Raw genomic sequence first — 26,695 nt, forward strand, 5'->3', positions numbered from 1 at the left:
GGGGTACGGGATGCGACCATTGGTGGTGTTGTTGTTTTGGGCCGGGATGGGCCTGTTGGCGAGTGGCTGTGCCAGCATGAGTGAAAAAGCCTGTGAAGTGGGCGACTGGGCCCAATACGGACAGGTGGATGCGCGCAAAGGTCGTCTTAAGGACTATTGGAAGCGCCACCAAAGAGCTTGTGGTGAGTATAACACGCAGGTGGATGTTCAGGCCTACGAAAGTGGTTGGCAGTCAGGCTTATCGGAATTCTGTCAGCCGGAAAGTGCCTATGGGCATGGAGCCATGGGGAAGTCCTATTACGGGCAGTGTGCCGGTCTTGACGAGAAAGTCTTCAAAAAGAACTTCGCCTTAGGGAGAAAAGTCTATTTGCTCAAGAAGTCGCGCGAAGAGCTGGACGGGCAAATGGAATCCATGAATGGCGAAAGTTCGGAAGTCAGTGGTAACTCGGTGGTGGGGGCGATTGTTGGCATCATCAGTGAAACGGCGAAGCAGGGGCGCCGGTCCCAGCTGAGTGAAAAGCGTGCTGAGATGACAGAAGAGATTTACCAACTGGAATCCCAGGCTCCAGCGGTGAGTCTTTCCCAAGAGGAACTCTCGCCCAGCATGTGGAAGTCCGTGGGGGGCACGGTGACAGGTATGATCGTTGGTTTTGGTGCCGGTCACGCCATTCAGGGGCGCTATTGGGACAAGGGTTGGATCTTCACCGCGGGAGAAGGAGCCGCTGTTGGTGGCCTGATCCTTTCGGCCTCTCAGTGCGATACTAAACAGGCTGAAACCAAAGTGGGCGGTACGGCCGTGCAGACTCAGGTGCACCGAGAGTGTCAGGGAGTCCTTCCCTTGCTCAGCATTCTTGGCTTCATAGGCATGCGGATTTGGCAATCCGTGGATTTGATCACTCACACGGGGCAAGCCTCAAATGGGTACCTGGATCACCTAGAGGCAGAAGTGGCAAAACCCGCCTGGTCTGTGGGAGTGTATCTCCCCAAGGCCGAAAGCCCTCCATCGTTGGGACTGCAGTTTAACTGGTAAGGCTTTGTGAGGTTGCTCCTAAGCCTGGCTCTATGCTATGAACAGTTCTTCTGAGGAGTCTCCATGAGCCAGAAAAAAGTTGTTCTCACCGGTGTTAAACCAACGGGTCAGCCCCATATTGGTAATTTTCTGGGAGCCATGCGGCCCGGTTTGGCTTTGGCCAACACCGAGGAGATGAAGTCCTATTTTTTCATTGCCGACTATCATTCCCTCACTGGCGTTCATGATGCCAAGAAATTGAATGAGATGATCTATGAAGTGGCCGCATCCTGGTTGGCCTGTGGTCTTGACCCCACAAAGACGGTGTTTTATCGGCAGGCCGATGTGCCAGAAATATTTGAGTTGAGTTGGATTTTGTCGTGTTTTTCACCCAAGGGTTTGATGAATCGCGCCCATGCCTATAAGGCGCGAGTGGCCGAGGCGGAAGAGGCAGGGAAAAATGATCCCGATGCCTTGGTGAATATGGGTCTCTTCACCTATCCAATTTTGATGGCTGCCGACATTCTCATGTTTGGCACCAACCTGGTGCCTGTGGGTGAAGATCAGATTCAACATGTGGAGATTGCCCGGGACATTGCTCAGAAAATCAACCGCACCTACGGTGAAGTGCTGGTGGTGCCTGAGTTCGTGGTGCAGAAAGATTCGAAGCTGGTGCCGGGTCTGGATGGTCGCAAGATGTCCAAGAGTTACGACAACTATATCCCCATGTTCGCTGAGGAAAAGAAGCTGCGCAAACTGGTGATGAAGATCAAAACCGACAGCACTCCACCAGAAGCGCCTAAAGATCCTAATAATTCCCTGATCTTTGATCTCTATAAGGAATTTGCCAATGTAGACCAGATCGAGGATTTTCGTGCTCGCTATCTGAAAGGAATCTCCTGGGGAGAAGCCAAGCAAAGTCTTTTTGAAGCTATGAATGAAGTCTTAAGTCGGCCTCGTCAGCGCTACGAAGAGCTGATGGCCAATCGGGCTGAGATCGATGACTTGCTGACCAAAGGGGGGCAGGAGGCTCGCGAAGTTGCTCGTGAGAACCTGCGCCGTTTGCGTTTGGCCATTGGAATCGACAAGTGATGTCCTCCGTCCATGTCACGGAGCTGTGGATCTATCCCATAAAAGGTTGTGGTGGTGTTTCGGTTTCAGAACTTGAGTTGACCCCTCGTGGGCCGAAGTGGGATCGACACTGGATGATCATCGATGAAAATGGGCGGTTCACCAGCCAAAGGCAGCACAGTCAAATGTGTCTGCTGGCGCTGGAGTTCAATTCTGCAGGCGATTTTACTCTTAGTATTCCTGGGCAAGGGGATTTTGTCTTAGGGGCAAGTAGCCAAGGATATTCTGATGCCAGGAGTGGAGCTAGAGGGGATCGGCCGGTGATTTCAGCTCAGGTATGGGACTGTGAAGTTCAGGTGGTGGAAACTGATACAAAAATATCCCAAGCTCTCAGCTTGTTTTTGGGAACTCCCGTGCGCTTGGTTGAAATGGCTCCAGGCCATTCGCGTCTGATCAAAGAAAAATACGGATCGGGAGAGATTCAGTTTGCTGATAGCCTTCAGCTCTTAGTGATTTCGGAGGAATCTTTGGCCGAACTCAATAGGCGTTTGGAGAATCCGGTTCCCATGAATCGCTTTCGCCCCAACGTGGTGGTGAAAGGGGTTGACGAGCCCCATGGCGAGGATTCTTGGCAGCAGGTGAAAGTGGGCGATGTCACCTTTAAAGCGCCCAAGCTTTGTGTTCGCTGTGTGGTGACCACCGTTGATCAGGCCACGGGCGAAAAGAGTCCTGAGCCTTTGGCCACCTTGGCCAAATATCGAAGAGGGGAAAAGGGTATTCTCTTTGGCCAGCATTTGGTCCCCGAGGGCCTGGGGGGCATTCATGTTGGGGATGAGGTGCTTTAGGTTCCAGGTTCTTTTTCTGTTGTACGGTGAGTCGAAGGTAGCCATGCATGAATGGTTACCTTCGACTCACCGTACAACAGAAAAAGAACCTGGAACCATAATGGGAGTGTGGTAGAGGTCAGGTTAGCTGGGGAGGATGTTATTATGTTACGGCCGTTCTTTCGTCTGGGGTTTGCATTAGCTGGATTGTTTTTTTGGTTGGGGCCGGTGTCGGCACCAGTGGCCGTGGCCAATGACAATGATGCACCTGAGTTCGAGTTGGGTGTGATTGATCTCAATGGTCTGGAGAGACTTTTTGATTCTCTTGAAGGCAGATGGAATGGTCGCGGATTGGTGACCACGGGGTTTGGATCAGGTCGTGAAGAAAGCAAGACTTTAAGAAGTCGCATGCGCTTTGATCGCCACTGGCGTCGGGATGCTCGATGGATGTGGGAAGAGGAATTGGAGCGTATCGAAGATCGTGTGACATTTACCTACAATCAAGCCTATTTTGTTCGTCGTGATGGCCTCTATTTGGGTGGAGATATGCCCAATCGCCGGGTAGATCTCGTGGCCGCTAATTCGGGAGTGGTAATTTTTGAATACTCCTGGAGCAATCCACCTCGTCGTGATTATCGCCGGGAAGTGAAAATGCAGCTCAGTCGCTCTCGCGGATTTGACCTTCAGGAAAAGCTCTATCTGCGCGGCCAACTTCTTGAAGTGAAGCAGATGCACTATCAGTAATATTACATTTGTCGGGCGCGACCATCGACAGCCAAAGCTGCTTCACGCATCACCTCAGCCAAAGTGGGGTGGGCGTGAAAGCTGCGGGCAATGTCCTCACTTGAAGCACTAAACTCCATGGCGACCACGGCTTCCGCAATCATGTCGCTGGCCCGGGGGCCCAAGATGTGAACACCCAAAACTTTGTCCGTTTTGGTGTCGGCGAGAATCTTTACCATGCCGTCAGTGGACGCCAGGGCCTTGGCTCGGCCATTGGCGGAAAAGGGGAAACTTCCCACCTTGTACTCCACACCAGCATCCGTCAGTTCATCTTCAGTTTTACCCACGCTGGCAAATTCAGGCCAGGTGTAAATCACTCCGGGGACGGTGTCGTAGTTCACATGTCCTGGTTTGCCGGCGACGATCTCGGCGACGGCGACACCTTCTTCTTCCGCCTTGTGGGCAAGCATGGGGCCGCGGATCAGATCACCAATGGCGTAAACTGAAGGAACACTGGTTTGGAAGTGCTGATTTACTTCCACTCGCCCTTGAGGGTCCCGGTTGACTCCCGCCTCGGCTAAGCCCAGGCCATCGGCAAAGGGGCGTCGTCCAGTGGCCACCAACACCTTATCCGCAACAAGGTCATGGGCGCTGCCATCTTTAAGAGACTCATAGTGAACGGTCGCTCCCTCTGGCGTCACGTCGGCACCAATGACTTTGGCCTCCATAATAAAGTTCATGCCTTGTTTGGCGAGGATTTGCTGAAGGCGTTTGCTCATCTTTGAGTCCATGCCCCCGCAGATTTTGCTGGTGAACTCAATGATTGTCACCTCCGCCCCGAGCCTCTTCCATACAGACCCCAGTTCAAGTCCGATCACACCGCCTCCGACCACGACCAGGTGCTTGGGCACCAGTCCAAAGCGCAAGGCATCAGTGGAAGAGACAATGCGCTCTCCATCAAAGGGCATAAAGGGAAGTTCGTTGGGAACACTGCCAGTGGCGAGCATGACATTCTTGGCTTTGACGGGCACAGTGGATTTACCATCAATCACTTCCACGGTGTTGCCATCAACGAGGCGTCCTTTGCCCTGAAAATGAATGATCTTGTTCTTTTTAAATAAGTAGGCAATACCGCCGGTGAGATCGCTGACGATTTTGTCTTTTCTTTGCATCATGGTGGGGAGATCAAGCACCACCGATCCCACCTTGACTCCGTGCTCGCCCAGTTCCGCCCTTGCTGCGTGAAAGTGTTCACTGGAATCAAGAAGGGCTTTGGAGGGGATGCAGCCTACGTTGAGGCAGGTGCCTCCAAGCGTCGGCGCCATTTCCACGACCGCTGTCTTAAGTCCAAGTTGTGCCGCGCGAATAGCGCCCGTGTAGCCGCCAGGACCCGCTCCAATAATGACTAAATCAAAAGTATCAGCCATGGATGTTTTCCCTCAGTTGAAAAAAACCGTCGCCAGTTACATTATCAAATTTCAAGCAACAATCGAGAAGGGTCTTCCAAGCCCTCTTTGATTTTTACCAAAAAACTCACGCTTTCCCGGCCGTCGACGATGCGATGGTCATAGGATAAAGCCACATACATCATGGGTCGAATCACCACTTGCCCCTCGACGGCGATGGGTCTTTCCTCAATCTTGTGCAAGCCCAGAATCCCACTTTGTGGGGGATTCAGAATGGGCGTAGACATGAGAGAACCGAACACGCCGCCATTGGAAATGGTAAAAGTTCCTTCCGCTAAGTCATCCAAGGTGATTTTGCCATCCCGAGCCTTTATGGCGTAATGGCGAATGGCCAACTCAATTTCGGCTACCGATAGCTGATCCGCATCGCGAATCACCGGAACCAAAAGTCCCTTCTCGGTACTCACGGCAATCCCCATGTTGATGTAATCTTTAAAGAGAATATCCGTGCCATCAATTTCCGCGTTCACTTGAGGGAATGCCTTCAGGGCTTCAACGGCGGCCTTTACAAAAAAGCCCATAAAGCCCAGGCTGACGCCGTATTTTTCTTTAAATGAATCCTTGTAGCGGGCCCGGAGATCCATCACCGCCGACATGTCGATTTCATTAAATGTTGTCAGGATGGCAGCCGTCTGTTGGGCTTCCACCAAGCGACGGGCAATGGTTTGTCTCAGCTTACTCATGGCGATCCGGCGCACATCGCCGCCGCCTCCGCTGCGCGGTTGAGGGAGGGGAGGGACGGGAGTGGGGTTCGATGGAGGAGGCGCTGTTGGCTTGCTTGGCTGAGGTTCAGCCGAGGCTGTGGCTGGAGCTGAAGGCGTTTGGGAGGTCGTGGTTGAACCTCGATTGAGAGCCAGAGTGACGTCCTCTTTGGTGAGGCGCCCATCTTTCCCTGATCCCTGACCGAGTTGATTGGGGTCGAGTTGGTGTTCAGCAACCATGCGCCGCACTCCCGGGCTCAATGGTGTGTCAGCAGGGGCCGCGTGAGCACTCTTGCCGTTACCGCCAGAACTTGGGGCACCTGTAGGAGGCGGCGGGAATTCCACCCCGGCATGGCGAGCCTCTTGTCCAAGCCCAGGAGGAGGCGGTGGGGGTTCGGCCGGAGGTGCAGGAGGAGGACCGTCCACGGCAGTGGCGGCACCTGCGGTGTCGATCAGGCCGACGGTGGCGCCGACTTGCACAGTTTCTCCTTCCTTAACGGTAATTTCTAAGACCCCATCCTTTTCAGCGACGACTTCCACGCTGGCTTTGTCTGTCTCCAACACCAAAAGGACGTCGTCCCTTTTGACGGCTTCGCCGCTTTTCTTCATCCATTCTGCAATAGTGGCTTCGGTGATGGACTCGCCTACGGCGGGAACTTTAATTTCGACTTTCACAGGTGCTTCTCCCTTGATCTCTCACAGTTCAACTCAAAATCCAAACTAACTAAAGCATTTTTGTATGATTTCGCTCTGCTCTTTTTGGTGAGCCTTTGGTGATCCGGTTGCTGGGCTGGCCCTTTCGGTCCGTCCTACGTACTCGAGTGCGATCTTACTTAGGCCTAGTTGGTCGAGCAGCTCACGCAGGCGAGGTGAAGTGGTGTGCCAGGCGCCCATGTTCTTCGGCTCTTCCTGGGCCCATATGACTCGCTTCAAATTGATGTATCCATTCAAATAGGGGACCAGCTGGATGGCCGGGAAAGGATAGAGCTGTTCCAGGCGGATAATGGCCGTATTCTTTCCTAATGCAGGGTTCTCTTCGCGGGCCTTTTCAAGGTCATAGTAGAGCTTGCCTGAACACAGAATCACTTTTTCAACGTCGGTCAGATTGGTCACCGAACCGTCATCCAGAACCTCCTGGAAGTGTCCTTGTTCCAGATCTTCCATGCGGGAAATCACTTTAGGGTGGCGTAAGAGTGACTTTGGTGACATCACGACAAGTGGTTTGCGGAAGTCACGCTTCATCTGGCGACGCAAAACATGAAAGAAGTTGGCTGGAGTGGTGATGTTACACACCTGCATGTTGGTTTGAGCGCAAAGAGTCAGGAATCGCTCTAGTCGTGCGCTGGAATGCTCAGGTCCCTGGCCCTCATAGCCGTGAGGCAAAAGTAAGGTAAGTCCACAACTGCGCAGCCACTTCTCCTCACCACTTGCAAGAAACTGGTCGATAATAATCTGTGCGCCATTGGCAAAATCCCCAAACTGGGCTTCCCATACCGTTAGATAAGTGGGATCACCCACTGAGTTTCCGTATTCAAATCCCAGGACCGCCATTTCCGATAGAGGTGAGTTATAAATGCAAAACTCCCCTTCGTCAGGGCTCAAGGTGCTCAAGGGGTTATACTCTTGTCCCGATTGCTCATCAAAATAGACGGCCTGACGGTGAGTGAATGTTCCCCGTTTGCAGTCCTGACCGGAAACGCGCACGGGAATTCCTTCTAAACACAGAGAGCCATAGGCCAGAAGTTCGCACATGGCCCAGTCGAGTTGATTTTCTGTGACCATTTTTTTGCGTCCATCGACCAAACGTTTGATTTTGGAAAATAGATGGAAGGGAACGGTTGGTTCGCCTGTCAGCACCTGGGCGACACGCTCCAGGTCTGCGCGCTTAGCACCGGTGGGAGTGGCTGTCTCAAAGTCCTCAGCCTTTCCCCGGCGGAGGCCTTTCCACAAATTACCGAAAGCCAGAGGTTTGGCTGTCGGTGGGTTGGCCCGGACTTCGTCGAGGATGATCTGCAAATTGTCCAACTTCTCCTGGTAGAAGCCATCGGCGAATTCGCTGCTGACCGCTCCGCTCTGAGTGACCTTTTCCCTGTAGAGCGTGCAGGGAGTGGGGTGGCGTTTGATCTTCTGGTACATCACTGGTTGGGTGAAGCTTGGTTCATCCCCTTCGTTGTGACCAAAGCGCCGGTAGCAGACCAGATCAATGACCACGTCCTGTTTGAACTCCTGGCGAAAGCGAATGGCCATATCCATGGCGCGCACGCAGGCCTCCACGTCATCGCCATTGACCAAAATCACCGGTGCTTTGACCGTTTTGGAAATATCCGACGAATAACGAGTGGAGCGGGAGTGGATCGGATCGGTGGTAAATCCCACCTGGTTGTTGAGGATCACATGAATGGTGCCACCCACTTTATAGCCATCCAGCTGAGATAACTGAAATGTCTCACCAACAACACCCTGGCCGGCAAATGCCGCATCACCATGAACCAATACGGGGACCACTTTTTTTCTTTCGAGTGTGTCTTTACGCCTTCTTTGCTTGGCGCGGGCCATTCCACAAACGACCGGGTCCACGGCTTCTAGGTGGCTGGGGTTAAAAGCGAGTGAGATATGGCAAGGGCCATGGGGGGTCTCTTTGTCAGCCGAATAACCTAGGTGGTACTTAACATCTCCATCATAGGTGAGATCTTCGTAAGCAGTCCCCTCAAATTCTGAAAAGATGACTTCGATGGCTTTGTCCATGAAGTTGGCAAGGACATTGATGCGTCCCCGGTGAGCCATGCCGATGACGATTTCCTCCACCTCAAGTGCCGTCCCTTTGGTAACCAAAGCCTCAAGCATGGGAATGAGGGCATCGCCCCCTTCGATGGAAAAACGCTTGGTGCCCACGTACCTAGTGTGAATGAACTTTTCCAGAGTTTCTGTGCGCGCGAGTTGGCAATAGATAGCCTTCTTCTCTTCAGCCGAATAGATCGGCAGGGGTATTTCTTCAAACTCCCTGCGGAACCACTGGCGCACCAGAGGGGGGCACTCAGCAAGCTGGGCCGAGATGGTGCCGCAGTAAACATCTTCCATGCGGTCTAATATCTGCCGCAAGGTCCGTCCCGTATGACCAAAGGCTGCGCCCACATGAAAGCTCTGATCCAAATCGGCCTCGGCAAGACCAAAGCGCCTCAAATCAAAAGGGTCTAGGTAGGGTTCTTGGAGTCCCAAAGGGTCCAGTGTGGCCTTCAGGTGGCCATAGTCGCGATAGATTTGAATTAAATTGTAAACGCCCAGCTCTTTTTCCGGAAAACTGACTTCGACTCCTGAGCCATTTAATTTCTGCGCAAACTCAACACCTTCAAAAAACTGCTGCCACTTAGGATCCACTTGTTCTGGTGCTGTTTGGTAGAGGTGAAAGAGGTTTTCGATGTACTCCATGTTGGTGCGAGCCATGTAGCTGAACTTTTCCAAAGCCGAACAATCCCTTCTCGTCGATAACCTTTGAAAGGTGGGGTTCTACTCATTCCCATAAGGGAGTTCCCTTTATATCAGGTCCTCATAAATCGGGGCAGTCCCGATCGAAAAAAAGTGCGCAATCTCTGAGACTTAATGCTCGTTTTCCGGAAATTTGCAGACGACCCTCATCAGGGCTTAAGAAAAAAAATTTTCAAGCCCAACTTATTTACATGAAACAGTTACATGTCGCATGGCGTCCAGTGACAATTTTTGGTATGAGCGGCCTTCGTATGGGTAACCAAAAAACCAAGAATCTCTCCCTCGAGTCTTTCTATGGTCGAAAGAAAATGAGGAAAAACCAATGGAGGAGTCCAAAATGAAATCCAGACAATCCCGTAGCCTGTCACTGATCCTGACAGCCGCGATGAGTGTTGGTGGTTTTGCCAATGTGGCTCAGGCAGCCGACAAACAACCCGCCAACAATGTCCCTGCGTCTCAGCAGTTTGTGGACAGCGTGGCTGATTTACTTCAAGAGTTCAGCCAAGACCCTAAGACTTTTATGCAAAAGAATTTCCTGAAACAAGACGGCAAGACGGGTGAACAGCAGTCTGAGAAGTTCACTCAGCAGTATGTTCAGGGCTCCGCTCCAAACCAGTTTGTTGATGGAAAAGATGAGTGGCGTCTGAAAGTTTTCTGTGGCGACGACAAAGAGTGTATTGAGAACCTGCAAAAAGGGCAGCCTTTGACGGGTCGTGCTCAGTTTGAGCCAGACGATGATCCCGCGAGCCTAGTTGATGACCCTTCATCTATGTTGAAATCCCTTGATGCCATCGAAAAAGCTGGCCTCATGAGTTCTGAGCTGGATGAGACTCCCTGGTCAGATGATTATTGGGGAATTTATCGCGGTGTTTTAGGTGCGCGCTATGCCTCCAACGACTATCCTGACGGCAGCGATTGGCGGACTTATTTCCGTGAAGTTACGGGTAATTTGACTCTCACCTCTCTTTGGTCCAATTTCTCTTCTAACAGTCTGGACCGCTTCTCCCAGTCCCTTTCTCCCTCTGAAAAATATGACATCCTGGTCGGCAAAAAGTCCGAAATGGAAGATACAGAAGGCTTTTGGAAAGAGACCCTTAAGTATCAATTGCGTCGGGCGGGAGCTCGCAATCTGAAGTGGGAAGGCAATAAGGTTCCTCACGGGATCTTGACTCCTGGTAACTGGCTGGATGGTCAGTATTACCAGCGTATGAATGACAAGGTTGAGACTTGGATGGGAATTTGTCATGGTTGGGCACCTGCGGCTTACGTTATGAAGCGTCCGACCTCGGCCGTTACCATGACTGGTGCCGATGGCAAGACTCAGGTGAAGTTCTATCCTGCTGATATCAAGGCTCTATCTTCTTATCTTTTTGCTCAGCAGAGCACTCCATCCCGTTTTATCGGTGGTCGTTGTAACACCAAGGAGCCCAAGACCGATTCAGAAACTGGTCGTATCATTGACCAGAAGTGTTTCGACACTAACCCTGGTGCATGGCACTTGTCTGTTGTGAATCAAATCGGTAAAGCCAAGAACAGCTTTGTCATGGATGCCACATATGACTATGAAGTGTGGAATCAGCCCGTTCACAGCTACCGTTATATCTACTTTGATCCAATCTCTGGCCGTCAGTCGACTGCTACTGAGTGGAAGAAGGTTTCTCGTCAGATTTTCGAAGGCTCTGTACAAAGTGGTCTTCGCTGGGCCTCGGGCGACAAGAAGTTTAATAAGGACAACGATAAATTCTGGAACTGGCGCTTCAAAAAGGCTGGTAATGAAATCGACTGGAACTACTACCAGCGCAACATGGACAAGCTTCCTTACTACGTTGTTGGTGTGGCCATGGAAGTTGAATATGTAGTTGAGACTTACCCCCGGGCGCGTGAGTATGACAATCCAGATCTAGATGCGACCAGGAAAGTCACTTACCTCTATGATGTTGAGCTCAATGAGGCTGGTGAGATTGTTGGTGGTGAGTGGTACAATAACAACCACCCCGATTTCTTGTGGCACGTGCCTAAGTCAGTATCCGACAACAAGCGCTACTACACTGATTTTGATCGCAGCGCAGTAGGCAGCTGGAACGGATCAGGCGCCATGCCTTCGTCTTGGCGTTCAGCTGCAAAAGATGCAGCCAAGAACCAGAAGCCTTTGGCTAAGATAATTGACGTGTTGATTGAGAAGGCGAATAAAAACTAATTCTCAATCGTTTTGAGGAGCGAGAGATGACGAGCAGACCATTAAAGATATTCTTACTTCTTTTTGGTCTTGGTCTCTCGCTTCCCGTCTCAGCAGGCCTTCCGCAGCAATCTTGCCGGGAGGCCTGGTCTCGTCTAATCCCTAAAAACCAGCACAAATATAATTATCTTCTCGATGAGCAGGCGCCTGGAGAGGAAGATGCCAGTTACAATGGTGCTCAATACCCTTTTCCCGCGGATGAGAAGCGGACAGAAAAGGGCAATGAGGGCTATTCCAGTTGGCTCAAAAGAACGAACCGGCAGAACTGTTACAAGGATTGGACAGTGCTTGTTTATATGGCCGCGGACAACGATCTGTCTCCCTATGCACTGGCCGATCTCTATGAGATGGAGGCCGATTTTGTCAGTGGCAATTACGCGGCTTCGACTCTAAAGACGGATTTGATCGTTGAGGTGGATACGGCGGACAAAGAGGGGGCCAGGCGCTTTCATATGTTTCAGGCCCCGCGGGAATATCGCACCGATATTGGTATGCCCGTCATTCGTTCCTGGCAGGCAAAAGAGGTGCGGTCGCCCCTGGTGGCCATTGTTCCCGAGGACCGTGCAGACCATACGGAAAGGCTGAGGGAATTCCTCAACTGGGCCGTTAGCCAATATCCTTCCAAGCACTACATGGTGATGATCTGGGGACATGGACAGGGATGGACGGCTGTTGAGCCCAAATTGCCAGCCCAGTCGCCCAATGATGATCTGTGGAATCCGTTTCTTAAAGGTTTGGAGTTGAAGCAGCCGGGAGGTCCGGTCGCAGAACCAAGACCAGGTGGACTTGTTCCGCTGGGGCCCATGGGCAGTCAAACTCCCGATCTTGAATTGGTGCGCGGTTTTCAAGGCAAGTACGGCGGCCTGGCCTTTGATGATTCCTCCGGAAGCTATTTGGACATTCCCAGCTTACGCCAAGTTCTTCAAGATGTGGTTGATGGCCCTTTAGAAGGCAAGCCATTCGATCTCTATGTGTCTGACGCCTGTCTGATGCAGCAACTGGAAGTGGCCTATGAAATGGAAGGAGTGGCCCGTTTTGTGGTGGGGTCGGCGCAAATTCAAAACTTCTTTGGTCTTCCTTATCGTCGCTTAATGTACGAGCTAAATCGAGGGAGCTTTGCTGGTTTTCGCAAGCAAATCTTCGGCAAAGTGCGGGAGCTGGTGGCCAAAGCCAAACTCAGTCCCATCTGTCAGCGCGATGGAATGGCGGGCGAGGCCTGTCAGCGCCTAATTGACTCGTTTGAGGTGGATGAAGCCTTGCTTTTGGGCTACGCCATCCCTGAAATCGTTCGCGCCTCATTTAGCTCAGGTGGTTTTCAGTGGCGAATGGACCAAAAGGGCAAAGACACCTTGACCATGGCCTCAGTCTCCACCGCTGAAATGCGCAACTATCTTTTACCTGAACTCCGTCATTTGGGACGGGACCTTTTAGCTTTGATTGACGAAGAGCCTGAGCGGGCCCTGGAAATCCAATATGTCATTGGTAAAACCCCGAGTTTTGCTGGGGGCATGAAAGATGTGGGGCTTTGGGCTCACCTGATGCAGAGAATGATTAAGCAGGAAGAGATGCGCCACGGGTTTAACACCCCTCAGGCAAAGAGAGTTCTTAAGCGCTTGATTGAAGTGGATCAAGCACTTAACTACTCGGTGCTCAATAGGGCGATGGGGGAGTCCTATACTTTTAAGGACCGCTCCCGAGCATCTTTTGTGGGTACTTCGGTCTGGTTGCCAGCTTCGACAGAAGACTATGATGCCCGGGTGACCGACTTTCAAAAGTCCCGGTTTTTCTCCTGGCCAATAAAGGGATCAGATGCCCAACACTGGCAGAATCTTTTGCGCAAGGTCTACCACCCCTTTGATCCCTAAGACTTAGGTCGCAAGGCTGATGCTGTGGGGTGACCGCAGCCCTGGGGTTTCCTACAATCTATACTATGACCAGATCAAAAAAGAACTCGCCCTGGCAGAGACAAATTCGGCGGTTCTTTCTTCTTCTATTGTTGGGCTTTATTGTCGCCTTAGCGGTCGCCTGGGCTCTTGCGCCTTCGCTACTTGAGCCAAAATTCAAAAGTTGGATCGAGCAAAAGGGCTCCGAGGCTTTCAAGGGCGATGTGGTTGTCGGTGATCTTACTCTGAGGTCGGTAGTTCCCTTGAGCCTCAAGGCCCGGCAGATTCAGGTGATCAGAACTGATGGGACATTGCAGATCATGTTCCCTGAAGTCGATATCGATGTCCACTTTGGCAATCCCTTGGCCGACTTTCCATCTTTTCAATTTCGCACCCGGTTAACCCTTTTGGACCCCTTTTTTCGCATGACGCTGTTGCCGGGAAAAGAGCAGATTGGTGAGTCTTCCGACGAAAAGAGTGGGGGTGGGTTCTTTTTTCCCCTTAGCTTTGACACCTCTATGGATACGCAGATCCAGAGGGGACAGGTGGAATTTGTTTTTGCTGACAAAATTGAGGAAGAGGAAAAGGCAACACGTCTGCAGTTTAAAAATATTGGACTATTGTTAAGACAAGATAGTTTGTTTCACAATCGTAGCCCGATGTCGCTCAACCTCAGTTTGATGGCAGGGCTCAAGACAAGACTGTTAACCACATCCATTCCGGTGCAAATCAGCTCGGAGGAGATATTCACCTCTCCGGAAAGGATTGAGGCCAAAAGGATTAATGTGGATTTTGGTGGTTTGATTGCCGCCGCCGCAGGATCGACGGACCTAAAACCTCTTCAGCACAACTGGCTGGTGCGTTTTCAAGTCCCTGATTTGGGGCAGCTGAAGGTGCCTCCCCAGTTTCTTCCGCCGGGCGTGTGGGCGGGAGCCTTTTCTGGCAAAATTCACTTTGCTCAAAAACCTCAGTCGAGCCCTTATGTTGCGGTTCAAGCATTGGTGCAAGGCTTTCGTGGCGATACGGAATGGAAGAAGGAAAATCTGGAACTCGTGGGGGGAGTGGGAGCTGATGCCCGGATTGATGCGGTCTACTGGGACAAGTGGAAGTTCAATGATCTTTTTGCCGTGGTGGATTTGAGTGGCGCAAAGATGACTTTGGATCCCTGGTTCCGCAAAAAATCTAATGAACGTCTACGTGTCCACGTGGTGGCCAAGCAGGAAGGACCCGGATTGCGCATCGACAAAGGGGATCTGGAATTCACTCGGCTAAGGGCATTTGTTCGCGGTTTTATTCAAGAAGGACCGGGTGGTCGCTCCAAACTTCAGGTCAAGATCCCGCCTACAAATTTGGGTGGCTTTGAGGCCTTCTTTCCGTTTCTTAAGGAGCAAAGCTTGCAGGGCGAGTTGGAAGTCAACGCCAGGCTAGATGGGGATCTGTCCGTTCCAGAGAGCTTGGCTATCGATTTGGCCCCTCTAAAGCTTTCCGGAGTTTCGGCCAATGTGAAGTATGCCAACAAAGAGACCCAGATGTATGCGGGGGGACCTGTACAGGTGACCGCGGACGTGCAGATTTCGGCAAAGGGAACGGATTTGAGTCGGGCCAAAGGATCGGTGGCCGCCGACTTTACGCGCCTAGGGATTGTCATCGGCGAAAAGTTCCGCAAAAAACCAGGGCAAGTTCTGGCTCTCAGGGCCAGTGCCAGCAAGCTGGACGATAAGGTCTTGATCAACAGCCTGGCCCTCACCCATCCAGCAGGGGAAATTCGAGGCAAAGGATTTTTTAAACAGCCGCAGAAGCCAATTTTTGATCTCAGCTTGGGAGTTGAGGAATTGAACCTCCGCCAGGCGGCGCGAGTGATGCCCATACTGGGAGCCTATGGAGTGGGCGGCAGCGTGGATGGTTCGGTTCGTCTGACCGGGACTTATGATTTTGCGCTGGGACTAGAAAAAAGCCCCATCAAAATGACCGGCGATCTACAGGCCCGCCTGCCCAACCTCAATATCCCAATGGCTGATGGCGAGGCCAACCCGGACCATGGGATCGAAAGTCAGGTTGAAGCAAAGGCTATCTTGCCCGATTGGCCTCTCTTTAATCAAAGCAAAATGATACTGGGTGCTCAGGTGGGTCAATTAAGTTTGGGGCGAGAGACATTCAAGAAAGTCAGTGCCGATATGATTTTCTCCGAGGGGAGCCTCAAAGGCGGTGCTCGGGTGGCGAGTCTTTTTGGGGGATCCTTAGTGGTCACGGAGCTGACGGTGCCACTGCGGCAAATTCTCCCTCTAGTGCCGATGAAGATGGAGTTTAAGGGAGTTGATCTCAATCGCGCTGTGAGTTGGTGGAGCCCTGAGAAGAAGGGCTTGGTGAGAGGTGTGGCGAGTGTTGATAGCGCTTTGAATCTGCCTTGGCCGAAGGGCGAGGGATGGTGGCACTCACTGAGAGCAGAAGGCAGACTTGGGGTCCGTGGCTTTTCTCTATCGACTCTGAATTGGGAAGAGAAAATTCAGCAAGCCTTGTCACAACTGCCTGGGCAAGCTACCGATGCGAAAGACAAATCCCAGGGACGGCAGGTCATGGCCGCCGAACTGGATATCGCCTACAAAGCCCAGAATGAAAAAATTCAGATTAAAAAGCTCAGCCTTAAAACGCCACGAAAAAATGATTTGTCAGCTGAGGGAGAATTGGGATTTGATTTAGTTGGAGAGTTGAAGGGCGAACTCTCGCTGGCAAATCCTCCAGTCAAGGGCAGCGTCAAAGACGCCAATTCAGACGAGCTGGGGCGGCTCATCGTGCCGCTGGAGATTTCCGGAGATTTGACCTCGCCGTCATTGTCAGTTGCGGGGCCCGTGATTGAGAAGATGTTGGCGAAGACTTTAGCTTTTGAAAAAAAGAAGACTGTCGCCCAGGTGGAGTCGAAAGTGAAGGATGAAACTAAGAAAGCTGTGGCCACAGAAAAGAAGAAGGTCAAAGAGAGTATCGACAAGAAGATTAAGGGACTTTTTAACAGAAAGTAAGACATGAACTTCACCGATCATTTATACAGTTGGCAGGCGGATATCTTTAGTTGGCTTCCGGACGTATGGCGGTTTCAGGTCTTTGTCGTCGACAATAAGCCCATCACCCTGGGTAAGCTCACTACCGGAGTGATTCTTCTGTTTATCGGCTATTTTGTCTGTCGCAATATCAGTCGGCAGGTGAGTTCCAAGGTCCTTTCCCGTTTGGATATTGACCAGTCATTGAAGCACACCCTGGAGACCGTGATCTTTTATGTTCTCCTGGTGATCCTCACCCTCTTTGTCTTGCGATTGCTAAACGTGCCGATCACGATCTTCACGGTCTTGGGAGGTGCTCTTGCCATCGGGGTCGGTTTTGGTTCGCAAACGATTGTGTCCAACTTTATCAGTGGCTTGATCATGATGATTGAGCGTCCGGTGCGAGTGGGGGATTTTGTCGATGTGGGTGGCCTGTCGGGGAAGGTCGAACATATTGGTGCGCGCAGTACGCGGATTATCTCCATGAACAATACCCATATATTAGTGCCCAACAGCACATTTTTGGAGAACAATGTCGTCAATTGGACCTTGTCCGATGACATTGTTAGGTCCAATGTCGACGTGGGAGTCGCCTACGGATCAAACACTCGTTTGGTGGAGAAATTGCTTTTGCAAGCGGTGGTGGATGTGAATGAGGCTCTTTCTGATCCCAAGCCAGGAGTGTTCTTTCTTGAATTTGGTGATAACAGTCTCAATTTCCGTGTGTTCTTCTGGCTGCGCTTTATGAGTCTGATGCAAATGAAAAAGGTGGAGAGTGATATGCGCTATCGAATCGATGAACTCTTTCGCCAGAACAACGTGGTTATTGCCTTTCCTCAGAGAGATGTGCACTTGGACAGCCTTTCGGCCATTCAGGTTCAACTCGTCGACTCGAGGGCCAAAAATCCACCAAATTAAACTCTGCATCATGGCAATCGCCGTCATTATTTGGTGTAGGTGGCGAATCATATTGACCCCCCGGGTGAGGCCTTTCACATTAAGAGAATCATGCTAAGAATTGATTTTTATCAAAAGCACTTAGACCGGGTTAGTCGCAGTTTCGCCTATTGTATCTCCAAGCTTGATGCTCCACTTCGGGGCTGGGTGAGCCTGACTTATTTAATCTGCCGAATCTTGGATACGGTTGAGGACGCTCCATGGAGAAAGCTGAGTCAACAGCTTCGCCAGTTTGGCGAGTTCGATGGCTTTCTGGAGAAGCCACCTCAGGAAGAGAACCTTAAGGAGTGGCAAAAGGCATTTCCTGAGGAAATTCCTGAAGGGGAAAAACTTCTTCTCATGGACTCGGCTCTGATATTTAAAGATCTTCATGATGTTCCTTTTACAGTTCGTGGTGTGATCCAGGACATGGTGGAGTGCATGAGTGCAGGGATGCAGTACTACTCTCGCTTACGTAGGCAAAGGGGGCAGTTGAGACTGCGCAATCTGCGTGAGGTGAATCAGTATTGCTTTTTCGTCGCCGGAGTTGTCGGTGAAACTCTGGCTCGCTTGGTGACCGTGGTTGAACCTCAACTAAAGGTTGCGCAAAGACTGGTGTTGGAAGCTCATCACTTTGGTTTGTTTTTGCAAAAAATCAATCTTCTTAAAGATCAAATGGACGACGAGAGAGAGGGGCGATTTTTCGTTCACTCGCGGCCGGAAATCAAATCCAGCTTGAGTCAAAACGCCCTCGGCGCCTGGAATTTTATAAAGGCCTTGCCGGTACAACAGCGAGGTTTTCGCTTGTTCTGTGCTCAGTCTTTGTTTTTGGGTCTGGCGTCCATCCCTTGGATCGAGCGTTCCTTCGAACGCAAGAGGATGGGAAAGATTCCTCGTGCGGCCACCGCAGAACTGTTTGGGCTGCTGGAGAGAAATATCGACGACAATGAATTCCTGGAGACTTTATTTTTTGACCTTGCCGAAGAGGGTGGTCTCGAAATGGGCGGTGTGCCGGCTTTGGTTTCGGGCGAATGCCTGGGGCCTGGTCGACAGGATGAGCAGTGGTTCAACCGATTGTATCGTGGGGAACTTCAGGCCCAGGACTTTATTGATCTGGGAATGAGTGGGGCTTGAGTTCTGTGATGGAGTGGCTGCAAAAAATTGATGCCCAACTCTTTCACCTAATCAATAGTGAGCTTTCCCACCCATGGTTGACCTCTTTTTTCGTATTCATCACCAATCTTCATCATCAAAAGATTTTCACGTGGGGCGTTCTGCCCGTGGTCATCCTCACCTGGTGGTGGTTTAAGCGTAACCATGCAATTAAAGTATTGATAGTTTTGGGTTTGGTCGCAGGCCTGTGTGATTCTCTTTCTTACAGGACGTTAAAACCTGGTATTGGGCGCTTAAGGCCCCACCAGTTGGCGGCGGTGCAGGCGCAGCAGGCGGCTGATAACAAGGCCTTCCAGGCTCCCATCGTGCGCGTGCCCTATTGGCCAAAGAGCTTCAGTTTTCCCTCAAACCACGCGCTCACAGGCTTTGCCCTGGCCCGCCTCATTACCTGGTATCATCCAACGGCTCACATTTGGGCCTGGCTGGTCGTTAGCCTTGTGGCTTATAGCCGGGTTTATGTGGGAGTTCATTATCCAGGCGATGTGATTGGCGGAGCCCTGATTGGGTGGCTGATTGCCAGCATTCTCATCAAGTGGGTGATTTCCGGCTTTTACTTCCTTTTGCCCATCTATGGTTATAAGTCTTCGCGCAAGATGTGGGGGAAGGCTAAGGATTGACAGAATCCCATGGAATCTGTCAAAAAATGAGGGATTTTGACAACTTAGCGCTCTTTCTGTAAGCACGAAATCTCGGTTTTTGGCCCCCTTTTTCCTAAACTGAAAGAAAGGAGGCCATTATGCAAACCACTCAATCCAGCCCCGATGTCGTCGTCAGGCTTTTTCAACTTCTCTCGATTGTTCTGGCTATCTATATGGCTCAATCGGTGTTTGTTTCCTTTGTAAATGACTTCTCTGATTCCATTCGCATTGAAAGCGCCGGTCGGTTACCCGGGCCCAATTACATCCCTCTGAAGCGTTATAGCCAGGACGGTTCCAATAGGCATTCTATGAACCGGTATCCGGCGGGCTTGTTAGACTAATGGGTTGCAATCAGTCGATGTGAAGAGTCTGATGGAGGGCTTCCAGGTCCTTGGTGAGCTGATCCGGATCTTCATGTTTGAGTAGGGCATAGCCCACATCTTCGCCCACACTCGTGCGGTTTTTAACTGAATCTCCAACTTTTACCTTAATCCTTACCTTTACCATGCTGGCGAGAGCCTTTGCTTCAGCCTTACCCTCAATACGGGTGATTTTACTTTTCTCTCCCGGATGAAAAATTACTGATGCGGCGAAGGCCATCGCTTGCACCGATGGTGGTGTCACCGATTGTCCTAGCTCGATCTCTACAAAAGCCCGCCAGAAGTCATAATCATAGGCCAGCTCCATGGCTTGCATGATGTATCCGCCTGGAGGCCTCAGTGCCACTTCGCCGAAGAGGATTTGATTGGCTTCAGTGTGGTAAAACTCTAGATGGGTCAGTCCCCATTGGATGCCGATTTCACTCAATACCCTTTGATTGAGTTCAAGAATGTCGCGTTGGATCTCTTGCGGGTAATCACCAGGTACGCGATTTTCTGTGCCCACTTTCGTGTAGCGAGTGATATTGGTGAAGAGAACTCGACCATCCTGGATTAGGGATTCAACACTTCCTTCTGTGCCCTTAATTGGAGACTCAATGATCACATCGTCGGTGAGCAGGTGGCGGAGTTTTTCCGGATCTTGATCCACCCACACCAGGCCTCGTCCTCCGGAGCCCACGCGAGACTTCACCACCACAGTACTTCCTAGCCGGGAAATCACGGCATTTGGGTTTCTCAGCTCATTGCCGCGCAGGAAGTCCGTCATGGGAATTTTACGGTCGCGCAAGAACTCCTTCATTTCAATTTTGTCATGGCAAAGAATAATTGCGGTGTCGGGATTGGAGCGTGCGCCCAGTGCCTTCCGCAGGCGAGAAGCAAGATAGACAGTGGCCTCTGTTCCGGCGATCACATGGGTAATCGGGAGGCCGGCCAATTGAGATAGGCCATCTTCAATTTGGTGAGGATAGTCCTCAATGATGATTTTCTGGCAGAGGACTTGTTTTTTTAAAGGTTTCTCTGACCAAATACAAAAGGGAATCCCTTTAGACTCTAAAACCTGTGCAATTTGTTGTCGGTAACCCAACAGAAGGACAAGCATACCCCAATGCTATTGAGGCCGCCGCCCAGATTCAACCCCAATTGGGTTCCAGGTCCTATTTGCGGACGCGGGAGGCCAAATTTCCTGTGATCCGTGGTCTGTAACCCGTTAGAGTTTCCGTGACCGCTTCCGTGGACGTGGCCGTTTACAGTGACGGAGACGGTAGACTGGCACGGTACCGTGAACGGGTTACGGGTAACGCTCGCGGGAGTTGTTCCTTTGTGGCAGTGGTTGGTCGACCTTTTTCCGTAATCCGTGGTCCGTTACCCGTAAACGTTTCCGTGACCGTTTCCGTGTGTCGGTCCGGTTACGGTGACGGAAACGGTAGACTGGCACGGCACCGTGAACGGGTTACGGGTAACGCTCGCGGGAGTTGTTCCTTTGTGGCAGTGGTTGGTCGACCTTTTTCCGTAATCCGTCGTCCGTGATCAGTAAACGTTTCCGTGACCGTTTCCGTGGACGTGGCCGTTTATAGTGACGGAGACGGTAAACTGGCACGGTACCGTGAACGGGTTACGGGTAACGCTCGCGGGAGTTGTTCCTTTGTGGCAGTGGTTGGTCGACCTTTTTCCGTAATCCGTCGTCCGTGATCAGTAAACGTTTCCGTGACCGTTTCCGTGTGTCGGTCCGGTTACGGTGACGGAAACGGTAGACTGGCACGGTACCGTGAACGGGTTACGGGTAACGCTCGCGGGATTTGTTCCTTTGTGGCAGTGGTTGGTCGACCTTTTTCCGTAATCCGTCGTCCGTGATCAGTAAACGTTTCCGGGACGGTTACTGTGTCCGTTTACAGTGACGGAGACGGTAGACTGGCACGGTACCGTGAACGGGTTACGGGTAACGCTCGCGGGAGTTGTTCCTTTGTGGCAGTGGTTGGTCGACCATTCTCCGTAACCCGTGATCTGAATCCCGTAAACGTTGCCGTGCCAGGTTCCGGGACCGTTAGTGGTTTTCTCCTTTGTTACATTCGTTGGGCCCTTTTTTCCGTAACCAGTAAACGGTAACCAGTTAACGTTTCCGTGGCGGTGTCCGTATCCGGACCGTGATCCGTTTTCCTTTGTTGCAGTGGTTGGCCCACCTTGGGGTGATGGCCAACACACTTTACAAAGGAATTTAAAATGACACAGAGAAAACACGAATACAAATTCAGATCATTGGATTTGGCGGTGGAATTTTGCCAGAAGGTGAAACTGTTGAAGTTGCCGATTCATTTGCGGGATCAGATGCTCCGGGCCTCCTCGTCGGTGGCGCTGAATCTTGCCGAGGGGAGTGGCAAGCCAAGCCCAAAAGACAAACGGCGGTTTTACTTTATCTCTTTGGGCTCCTTGCGTGAGTGCCAAGCGATACTGAGAATTGAAGACGTTGACGACCTTGAACTGATTGACCTTGCGGATCATCTGGGAGCCTCAATCTACAAACTGGCCCTTGCCACCTAGCTGGGCAAGGGTAGAGTCGGTAAGCCAGAAAGATGCTGAGCCCGATGATGGCCGGAACAGAGCAGGGTGAGGTTCTCAATACTGTTGTCTCCGCCAAGGGCTATTGGTTTGAGGTGATGGATCTCCAAAAACTTTGTCTCCCGACACCGCTCGCCCTGGTGGTTGACATGGCCACATTGGCCCGAAAATCTCAGCATCACTCGGTGTTTGGTGGCGGCGGGGAGAGGTCTCCGACCATTGCCAGTCCGCGAGTTGTTTTTTGACGCGCCCATTTCGGGAACTTGTCTTAAGACATGTTGCGGACATGTCTGCGTCATAGAGCCGTGATTTGATTTCCCATTCCCATTCCCATTCCCATTCCCATCCTGGGTCTCATTCGGTTTCGAATCTCTTTGGGTTTGGGCGCCTGTGTTCTCATTCCCATGTTGCTTTGAATCGTTTTGATTTTTGGGGCTGTTGTCTTGGCTCAGGTCCGCGAGTTTCCCTCGAATCGCTTGCCGTTTGGCTTTTTCCACTGGGTCATGCCTTTCGAGAAAGAGGTCGACTAAGGATTCCAGGGTTTCTTCAAGGCCGACTGGGTTTCTTGACTTTTGACCCACCAAATCTTGGGCTCGGCGAATTTTCATCATGAGCTTCTCCGATATTCCCACCTGAAGTTGAACTCGCACGGCCGAGGGCTGCTGGCGAATGGCCACCTTTTCTTGGATCTCATTCTGTGGATGGACAAAGCTCATTCGACCTTTGCGCGCCTCTTGGGGGTTTTCTTTGGCTACCTCACGTTCAACCTTTGAGGAAGTGGACGACTTGGCCATCTCAATCCAATGGTCCTTATTCTCATGGGTGATGACAGCCGTGATCTTTCTCGCCTTTGAAACCGTCAAAGATCCTTTTTCGATCTCCTCTTTCAGTTCCGGCACCTCGCGGGATTTGCGAGTAACATTAATAAAAGTGTAGGCCACATTATCCGCAAGCCCCAGGCCATGAACAGCGTATTGAAATAGAGAGTTAAATCCATAGCGTAGATAGACTCTGTAGAGATCCACTTGATCTAATATGTTCATCAGATCAACTTCCGCCGCCTTGTATCGGGCCGAAACCTGCAGGGCCTTGTGATGAATGTCCCGTATCTTTTGTGGCAATTGCTTTTCAAAGTCATGCTGCTGATTCAAATCCTGTCCCCCTCGTGACGATTTGAGATCTTATAGCATAGGTTTTTTAGTGCGATTTTGAGGAGCTTGCCTAATACAGATCAAATCGCCCGGAATAGGCACCAATAGGGCCGTTGCGGACTTTAAAGCGTTCTCGCAAAAGAAAATCGAAAAATCGAAATTGGTGGGAACTCTGGACATTTTAAGAGGCCAGAAAAACCGTCAATAGATTTTTGCGAAATTGATCAATTGGATGACGTTTGTCTTTTGAGTTTTGTTGCTCAGGTCATCGACGCTTGAAAAAGTGAATGGCGAGCCATATCGAACAAAACATTGAGCCAACAATGGATGGAATTCCGATGACGGTGTAAAATCCAATAACCCCGGTTAGGCTTGCGATCATCCCACCTATTAGGCTGGCTCCAATCCAAATGTGAAGAATTCTGCTCTGAGGTTTATGAGAATTACGATTAATCAGGTAGTAGAGATATCCTGGTGCCGCTAGGGAGCCAATTACGATCGGAAACAGGAATACGAGGGAGTCGACCATAATCTCGCCATTTGAAATTAGAGGCATCCCCCATGCGAAATAGAGTCCAATCAGAATGGCGCTGGAGGGAAACAGAATTGCAAGTAAGGTGATCGTTGCACTCCCCATGTCTCTATTTTCCTGAAAAGGCCGACCGTGCTTAGGACCTCCCATTTGGGCTCCCGCATTTATGCCATTGGAAGACAGGTAGCCAGGTGAGACCAGTCTGGTTGGCCGGTTGACCGCAAACAAGGCAGATGGAGTTGTTGAGGAGGAGGGATGTGATCCCGATTAGGATCAGCCAGATAATCGTGGCCCCCAAAGGGACAGCAGCACCATAGGTGAATGATTTCATATTCAGATAGAGTAGGACAAGTCCAACGTATCCAAATTGTCGTACGATCACAAAAAGGGCGATGAGGCCATCAATCGAAGAAGGCGTCCGGGACTTTCTAAAAAGCTTCGATAACCTCTCTTGAAATCGGTCAGCCAGGATTCTTAGCTTCATATAGATATGGTGTGTTTAGATCGGCAAGGAGTCAACGGGTTCGGCGGGTCGGGCACCTCGCCCTTGGGCCAGCGGAGGAATTGGGTGGGTCACTCTGCAGGCAATTAGTTTGGACCCGATGTTGTGAGTTCCGGCGGCATCACTGGCAAAAGCGAAGGTTCAACCTTTTTTAATCTTTCTTCTTGCTTCTAAGGTAATCGAAAATCTTTTTTGACACTGTTTTTTGGAATCGATTTCTGATGTTAGCCGGATCGAGATAGTACATGAAGTGAAAGACAATGATCGTTCCTCCCAGAATCACTTCGATGTGAAAGGGGATACTAAGACTCATTCCCAATGGGAAGAGTGCTAGAGCATAGGTCGGAATGCCCTTGATCATCAGGGCCTCGATATACAGAGCTCTGCCAGATTTAAAAATGTAGCGGTATTGTGGTTCAAGAGAGTTCTCAAACAACACAAATAGAACTGGGAAGAAAGTGAGCAGAAAAAGTACGGCGAGAAGGTCGGTAAGCTTGAATTCACTGACAGCGAGTCCACCGAAAGAGTTTGCAAGGAGGCAGATGCTGAAGAATGACAAAGATACCTTAAACGGAGCGCTTATGTTTTTGATATTTGCCATCTTTGTCATGTAGTAACTCAAGATGGAATCTGCACGTTTGGGATCATTTTTTGTTCTCCTCTGTCAGATGGGAAATGAAAAAGTGAGCTAGCCTTTTACCAAATTCAGAGTGGAAATTTTTCTGACGAGTGAGGAAGTAAGCGTACCACACAATGAGGATGGCTCCGCAGAGTTGGAAATAATGGCTCGATGGAGATTCTGATGTGAATGAAAGGCAGAGCATAATTGGACAGGAAAAGCCAAATATCTTCAGACCAAGTGAGGTCAGAAATAATTGTCGAAACTTCCGGGAGTCGAGAGGGTCTTTGACGGACCGAGAGATGGCGCGACTAGCACCAGGCAGCATGTAAGCAGAGGCCGCAACCATTACAGTGTACAAAATAAGGTTTTCCGGGAAAACATAGTCATTTTTGCCAACATGGAAGACGCCGACGTAATCCCCATATGTCCAAAATAGGGCAGCCCAGGTAGTTGGTTGAGTCAGGAGTCTGTGAACCATAATGGCAATTCCAATGCACTTCTAGGTTTCAATTGAGTTCCGTTCCATCCTAGGGGGATTTGATAAGGTACTCATCAAGCCAATGACGGGACAGGACGGTCTCCAGATGTGAGTTTTCCTACTCAGAGGCCGAAGATTCAATTGTCCGTCGTCATATAGATATGGTGTGTTTAGACCGGCAAGGAGTCAATGGGTTCGGCGGGTCGGGTAACTCGGCTTAGGGCTAGCAAAGGAAATGGATGGGTCATTTGCTGGATAAGTTGATTTAGGTCAGTTAGGTAGAATCATGGGTATTCAATCCGGGCAAAAACCATCAGACGCGAATTCTCACGGGCAAAGGCTGAGAAGTTTGTTTTTGGGGAGAATGTGATTCTTGGGCCATTTGAATTTGAGTTTTCTTGACTGGAGGGCCTGGTCGAGAAAACCCATGCCTCCAGATTTCATCTCCAGGGCGGTGTCTTCCTGATAGAGGGGATGGCGGATGGCTTGGTCGGCAGAAATCCAGCGGACCCCCATCTTGGTAAATTCGCTCAAAAGCCGATCCAGAAGTTTTGCGGTCAAGGGAGTCAGATGAAGGAGAAGAATATGGGGAAGTTCTCGATTGGCGCCAAAGATGTACTGTCCGACCTGATGATAGGTGGTTAGCCGCTGTTTGGCGAATAGAATAAACTCATCCTCCAGCTGTCTTTGATTGTCTTCTTGCCCTTGGCATTTCATCCAGGCTTCATAGAAATGCCAATCTTGAAAGTCCACACTGACCTGGGCGATCTGATATTGGCGGCGGGACAAGTAGCTGCGCACGGCATAACGTTTATCATGGGAATCCCCCTCCATCAAAAAAGGGTAACGAAAAACCTTCAGTTCCTTAATGGTGGAGGCGTAATCGATGAGCAAGGGTTCGTTTTTGGCAATATCAGCAATGTAGTCGGCGCTGTTGGTTTTGGAAAGATCCAAATGAGAGAATCCATGATTGCCAATCAAGTGCCCGGCCTCCTTCCAACGAACGAGAAGTTTTTTTCGCCCCTCCATGTTGTCGGCCAACTGGCCGGTAAGAAATCCATAAACCGGAGGCACTTTGTGTTTCTTGAGAGCTTGAAGAATCAGATCCATGGCCTGCTCGCGGGTGATCTCCGCAGCCTCGGGTCCCGATGCGGGAAGATCATCAAAGGTCAGAGCCAGGGGAATTTTTCCTGGTACCGCTAAGGCCGATAATCCAAACAAAAGACCGATTACCCCGAGTATAGAGACCTTCAGTCGAGAGATCGAGTTTGCCATGGTTGTATGCTATCGATGATCGAGCGT

Annotated in this window: 19 protein-coding genes; 12 read left to right on the top strand and 7 right to left on the bottom strand. The window is 50.8% G+C overall.

Going from position 1 to position 26,695, the window contains the following annotated elements; all coding sequences use genetic code 11:
* Positions 1-10 precede the first annotated feature (10 nt).
* The 4 genes from H6624_03255 (at position 11) to H6624_03270 (ending at position 3,648) form a co-directional block, all read left to right on the top strand.
* Entirely contained in the window at positions 11-1,030 is a 1,020-nt protein-coding gene (locus tag H6624_03255; protein ID MCB9083332.1) for a DUF2799 domain-containing protein, read from the top strand.
* Between the two features lie 63 nt (positions 1,031-1,093).
* Positions 1,094-2,101, top strand: a complete 1,008-nt coding sequence (locus tag H6624_03260) for a tryptophan--tRNA ligase (protein MCB9083333.1) — start codon at positions 1,094-1,096, stop codon at positions 2,099-2,101.
* On the top strand, positions 2,098-2,925 hold the full coding sequence (locus H6624_03265; GenBank protein ID MCB9083334.1) for an MOSC domain-containing protein: 828 nt from the start codon (positions 2,098-2,100) through the stop codon (positions 2,923-2,925). Before H6624_03260 ends, H6624_03265 begins: the two co-directional genes overlap by 4 nt.
* 144 nt (positions 2,926-3,069) lie before the next feature.
* Positions 3,070-3,648: a hypothetical protein gene (locus tag H6624_03270; GenBank protein MCB9083335.1), complete on the top strand. Its 579-nt coding sequence runs from the start codon at positions 3,070-3,072 to the stop codon at positions 3,646-3,648.
* A 2-nt stretch (positions 3,649-3,650) separates the two neighbouring features.
* On the opposite strand, the gene lpdA is transcribed toward H6624_03270, so the two are convergent.
* The 3 genes from lpdA to H6624_03285 are packed head-to-tail and all read right to left on the bottom strand — an operon-like array spanning position 3,651 to position 9,253.
* Complete coding sequence (gene lpdA / locus H6624_03275) at positions 3,651-5,054, bottom strand: dihydrolipoyl dehydrogenase (protein MCB9083336.1); 1,404 nt, start codon at positions 5,052-5,054, stop codon at positions 3,651-3,653.
* Positions 5,055-5,098: 44 nt separating this feature from the next.
* Entirely contained in the window at positions 5,099-6,469 is a 1,371-nt protein-coding gene (odhB, locus tag H6624_03280) for a 2-oxoglutarate dehydrogenase complex dihydrolipoyllysine-residue succinyltransferase (GenBank protein MCB9083337.1), read from the bottom strand.
* A 45-nt stretch (positions 6,470-6,514) separates the two neighbouring features.
* Complete coding sequence (locus H6624_03285) at positions 6,515-9,253, bottom strand: 2-oxoglutarate dehydrogenase E1 component (protein MCB9083338.1); 2,739 nt, start codon at positions 9,251-9,253, stop codon at positions 6,515-6,517.
* A gap of 361 nt (positions 9,254-9,614) precedes the next feature.
* On the opposite strand from H6624_03285, the gene H6624_03290 reads away from it, so the two are divergent.
* From H6624_03290 to H6624_03320, 7 genes are all read left to right on the top strand, one after another.
* A complete protein-coding gene (locus tag H6624_03290; protein ID MCB9083339.1) occupies positions 9,615-11,474 on the top strand; it encodes a hypothetical protein in 1,860 nt (619 codons plus the stop codon).
* 26 nt (positions 11,475-11,500) lie between these two features.
* A complete protein-coding gene (locus H6624_03295) occupies positions 11,501-13,378 on the top strand; it encodes a hypothetical protein (protein MCB9083340.1) in 1,878 nt (625 codons plus the stop codon).
* A gap of 65 nt (positions 13,379-13,443) precedes the next feature.
* Positions 13,444-16,410, top strand: coding sequence for a hypothetical protein (locus H6624_03300; GenBank protein ID MCB9083341.1), 2,967 nt, complete (start codon positions 13,444-13,446; stop codon positions 16,408-16,410).
* A gap of 3 nt (positions 16,411-16,413) precedes the next feature.
* Positions 16,414-17,346, top strand: coding sequence for a mechanosensitive ion channel (locus tag H6624_03305; GenBank protein ID MCB9083342.1), 933 nt, complete (start codon positions 16,414-16,416; stop codon positions 17,344-17,346).
* A gap of 39 nt (positions 17,347-17,385) precedes the next feature.
* Positions 17,386-18,498 (top strand): squalene/phytoene synthase family protein, encoded by a 1,113-nt coding sequence (locus H6624_03310; GenBank protein ID MCB9083343.1) that lies wholly within the window; start codon positions 17,386-17,388, stop codon positions 18,496-18,498.
* A complete protein-coding gene (locus tag H6624_03315) occupies positions 18,495-19,154 on the top strand; it encodes a phosphatase PAP2 family protein (GenBank protein ID MCB9083344.1) in 660 nt (219 codons plus the stop codon). The genes H6624_03310 and H6624_03315 overlap by 4 nt, the downstream gene beginning before the upstream one ends.
* Before the next feature lie 119 nt (positions 19,155-19,273).
* Positions 19,274-19,516, top strand: coding sequence for a hypothetical protein (locus H6624_03320; GenBank protein ID MCB9083345.1), 243 nt, complete (start codon positions 19,274-19,276; stop codon positions 19,514-19,516).
* 10 nt (positions 19,517-19,526) lie between these two features.
* Here H6624_03320 and H6624_03325 read toward each other — a convergent pair whose 3' ends face one another.
* A complete protein-coding gene (locus tag H6624_03325) occupies positions 19,527-20,654 on the bottom strand; it encodes an ATP-grasp domain-containing protein (protein ID MCB9083346.1) in 1,128 nt (375 codons plus the stop codon).
* 1,118 nt (positions 20,655-21,772) lie between these two features.
* Here H6624_03325 and H6624_03330 point away from each other — a divergent pair.
* Positions 21,773-22,090: a four helix bundle protein gene (locus H6624_03330; GenBank protein MCB9083347.1), complete on the top strand. Its 318-nt coding sequence runs from the start codon at positions 21,773-21,775 to the stop codon at positions 22,088-22,090.
* Here the strand turns inward: H6624_03330 and H6624_03335 are convergent.
* From H6624_03335 to H6624_03345, 3 genes are all read right to left on the bottom strand, one after another.
* Positions 22,087-23,259: an HNH endonuclease gene (locus tag H6624_03335; protein ID MCB9083348.1), complete on the bottom strand. Its 1,173-nt coding sequence runs from the start codon at positions 23,257-23,259 to the stop codon at positions 22,087-22,089. The two genes, H6624_03330 and H6624_03335, sit on opposite strands and share 4 nt — an antisense overlap.
* 1,185 nt (positions 23,260-24,444) lie before the next feature.
* A complete protein-coding gene (locus H6624_03340) occupies positions 24,445-24,903 on the bottom strand; it encodes a hypothetical protein (GenBank protein ID MCB9083349.1) in 459 nt (152 codons plus the stop codon).
* 817 nt (positions 24,904-25,720) lie between these two features.
* Positions 25,721-26,668, bottom strand: coding sequence for a polysaccharide deacetylase family protein (locus tag H6624_03345; GenBank protein ID MCB9083350.1), 948 nt, complete (start codon positions 26,666-26,668; stop codon positions 25,721-25,723).
* Between the last annotated feature and the right edge of the window lie 27 nt (positions 26,669-26,695).

This window comes from Pseudobdellovibrionaceae bacterium (assembly GCA_020635075.1).
Lineage (GTDB): Bacteria > Bdellovibrionota > Bdellovibrionia > Bdellovibrionales > UBA1609 > JADZEO01.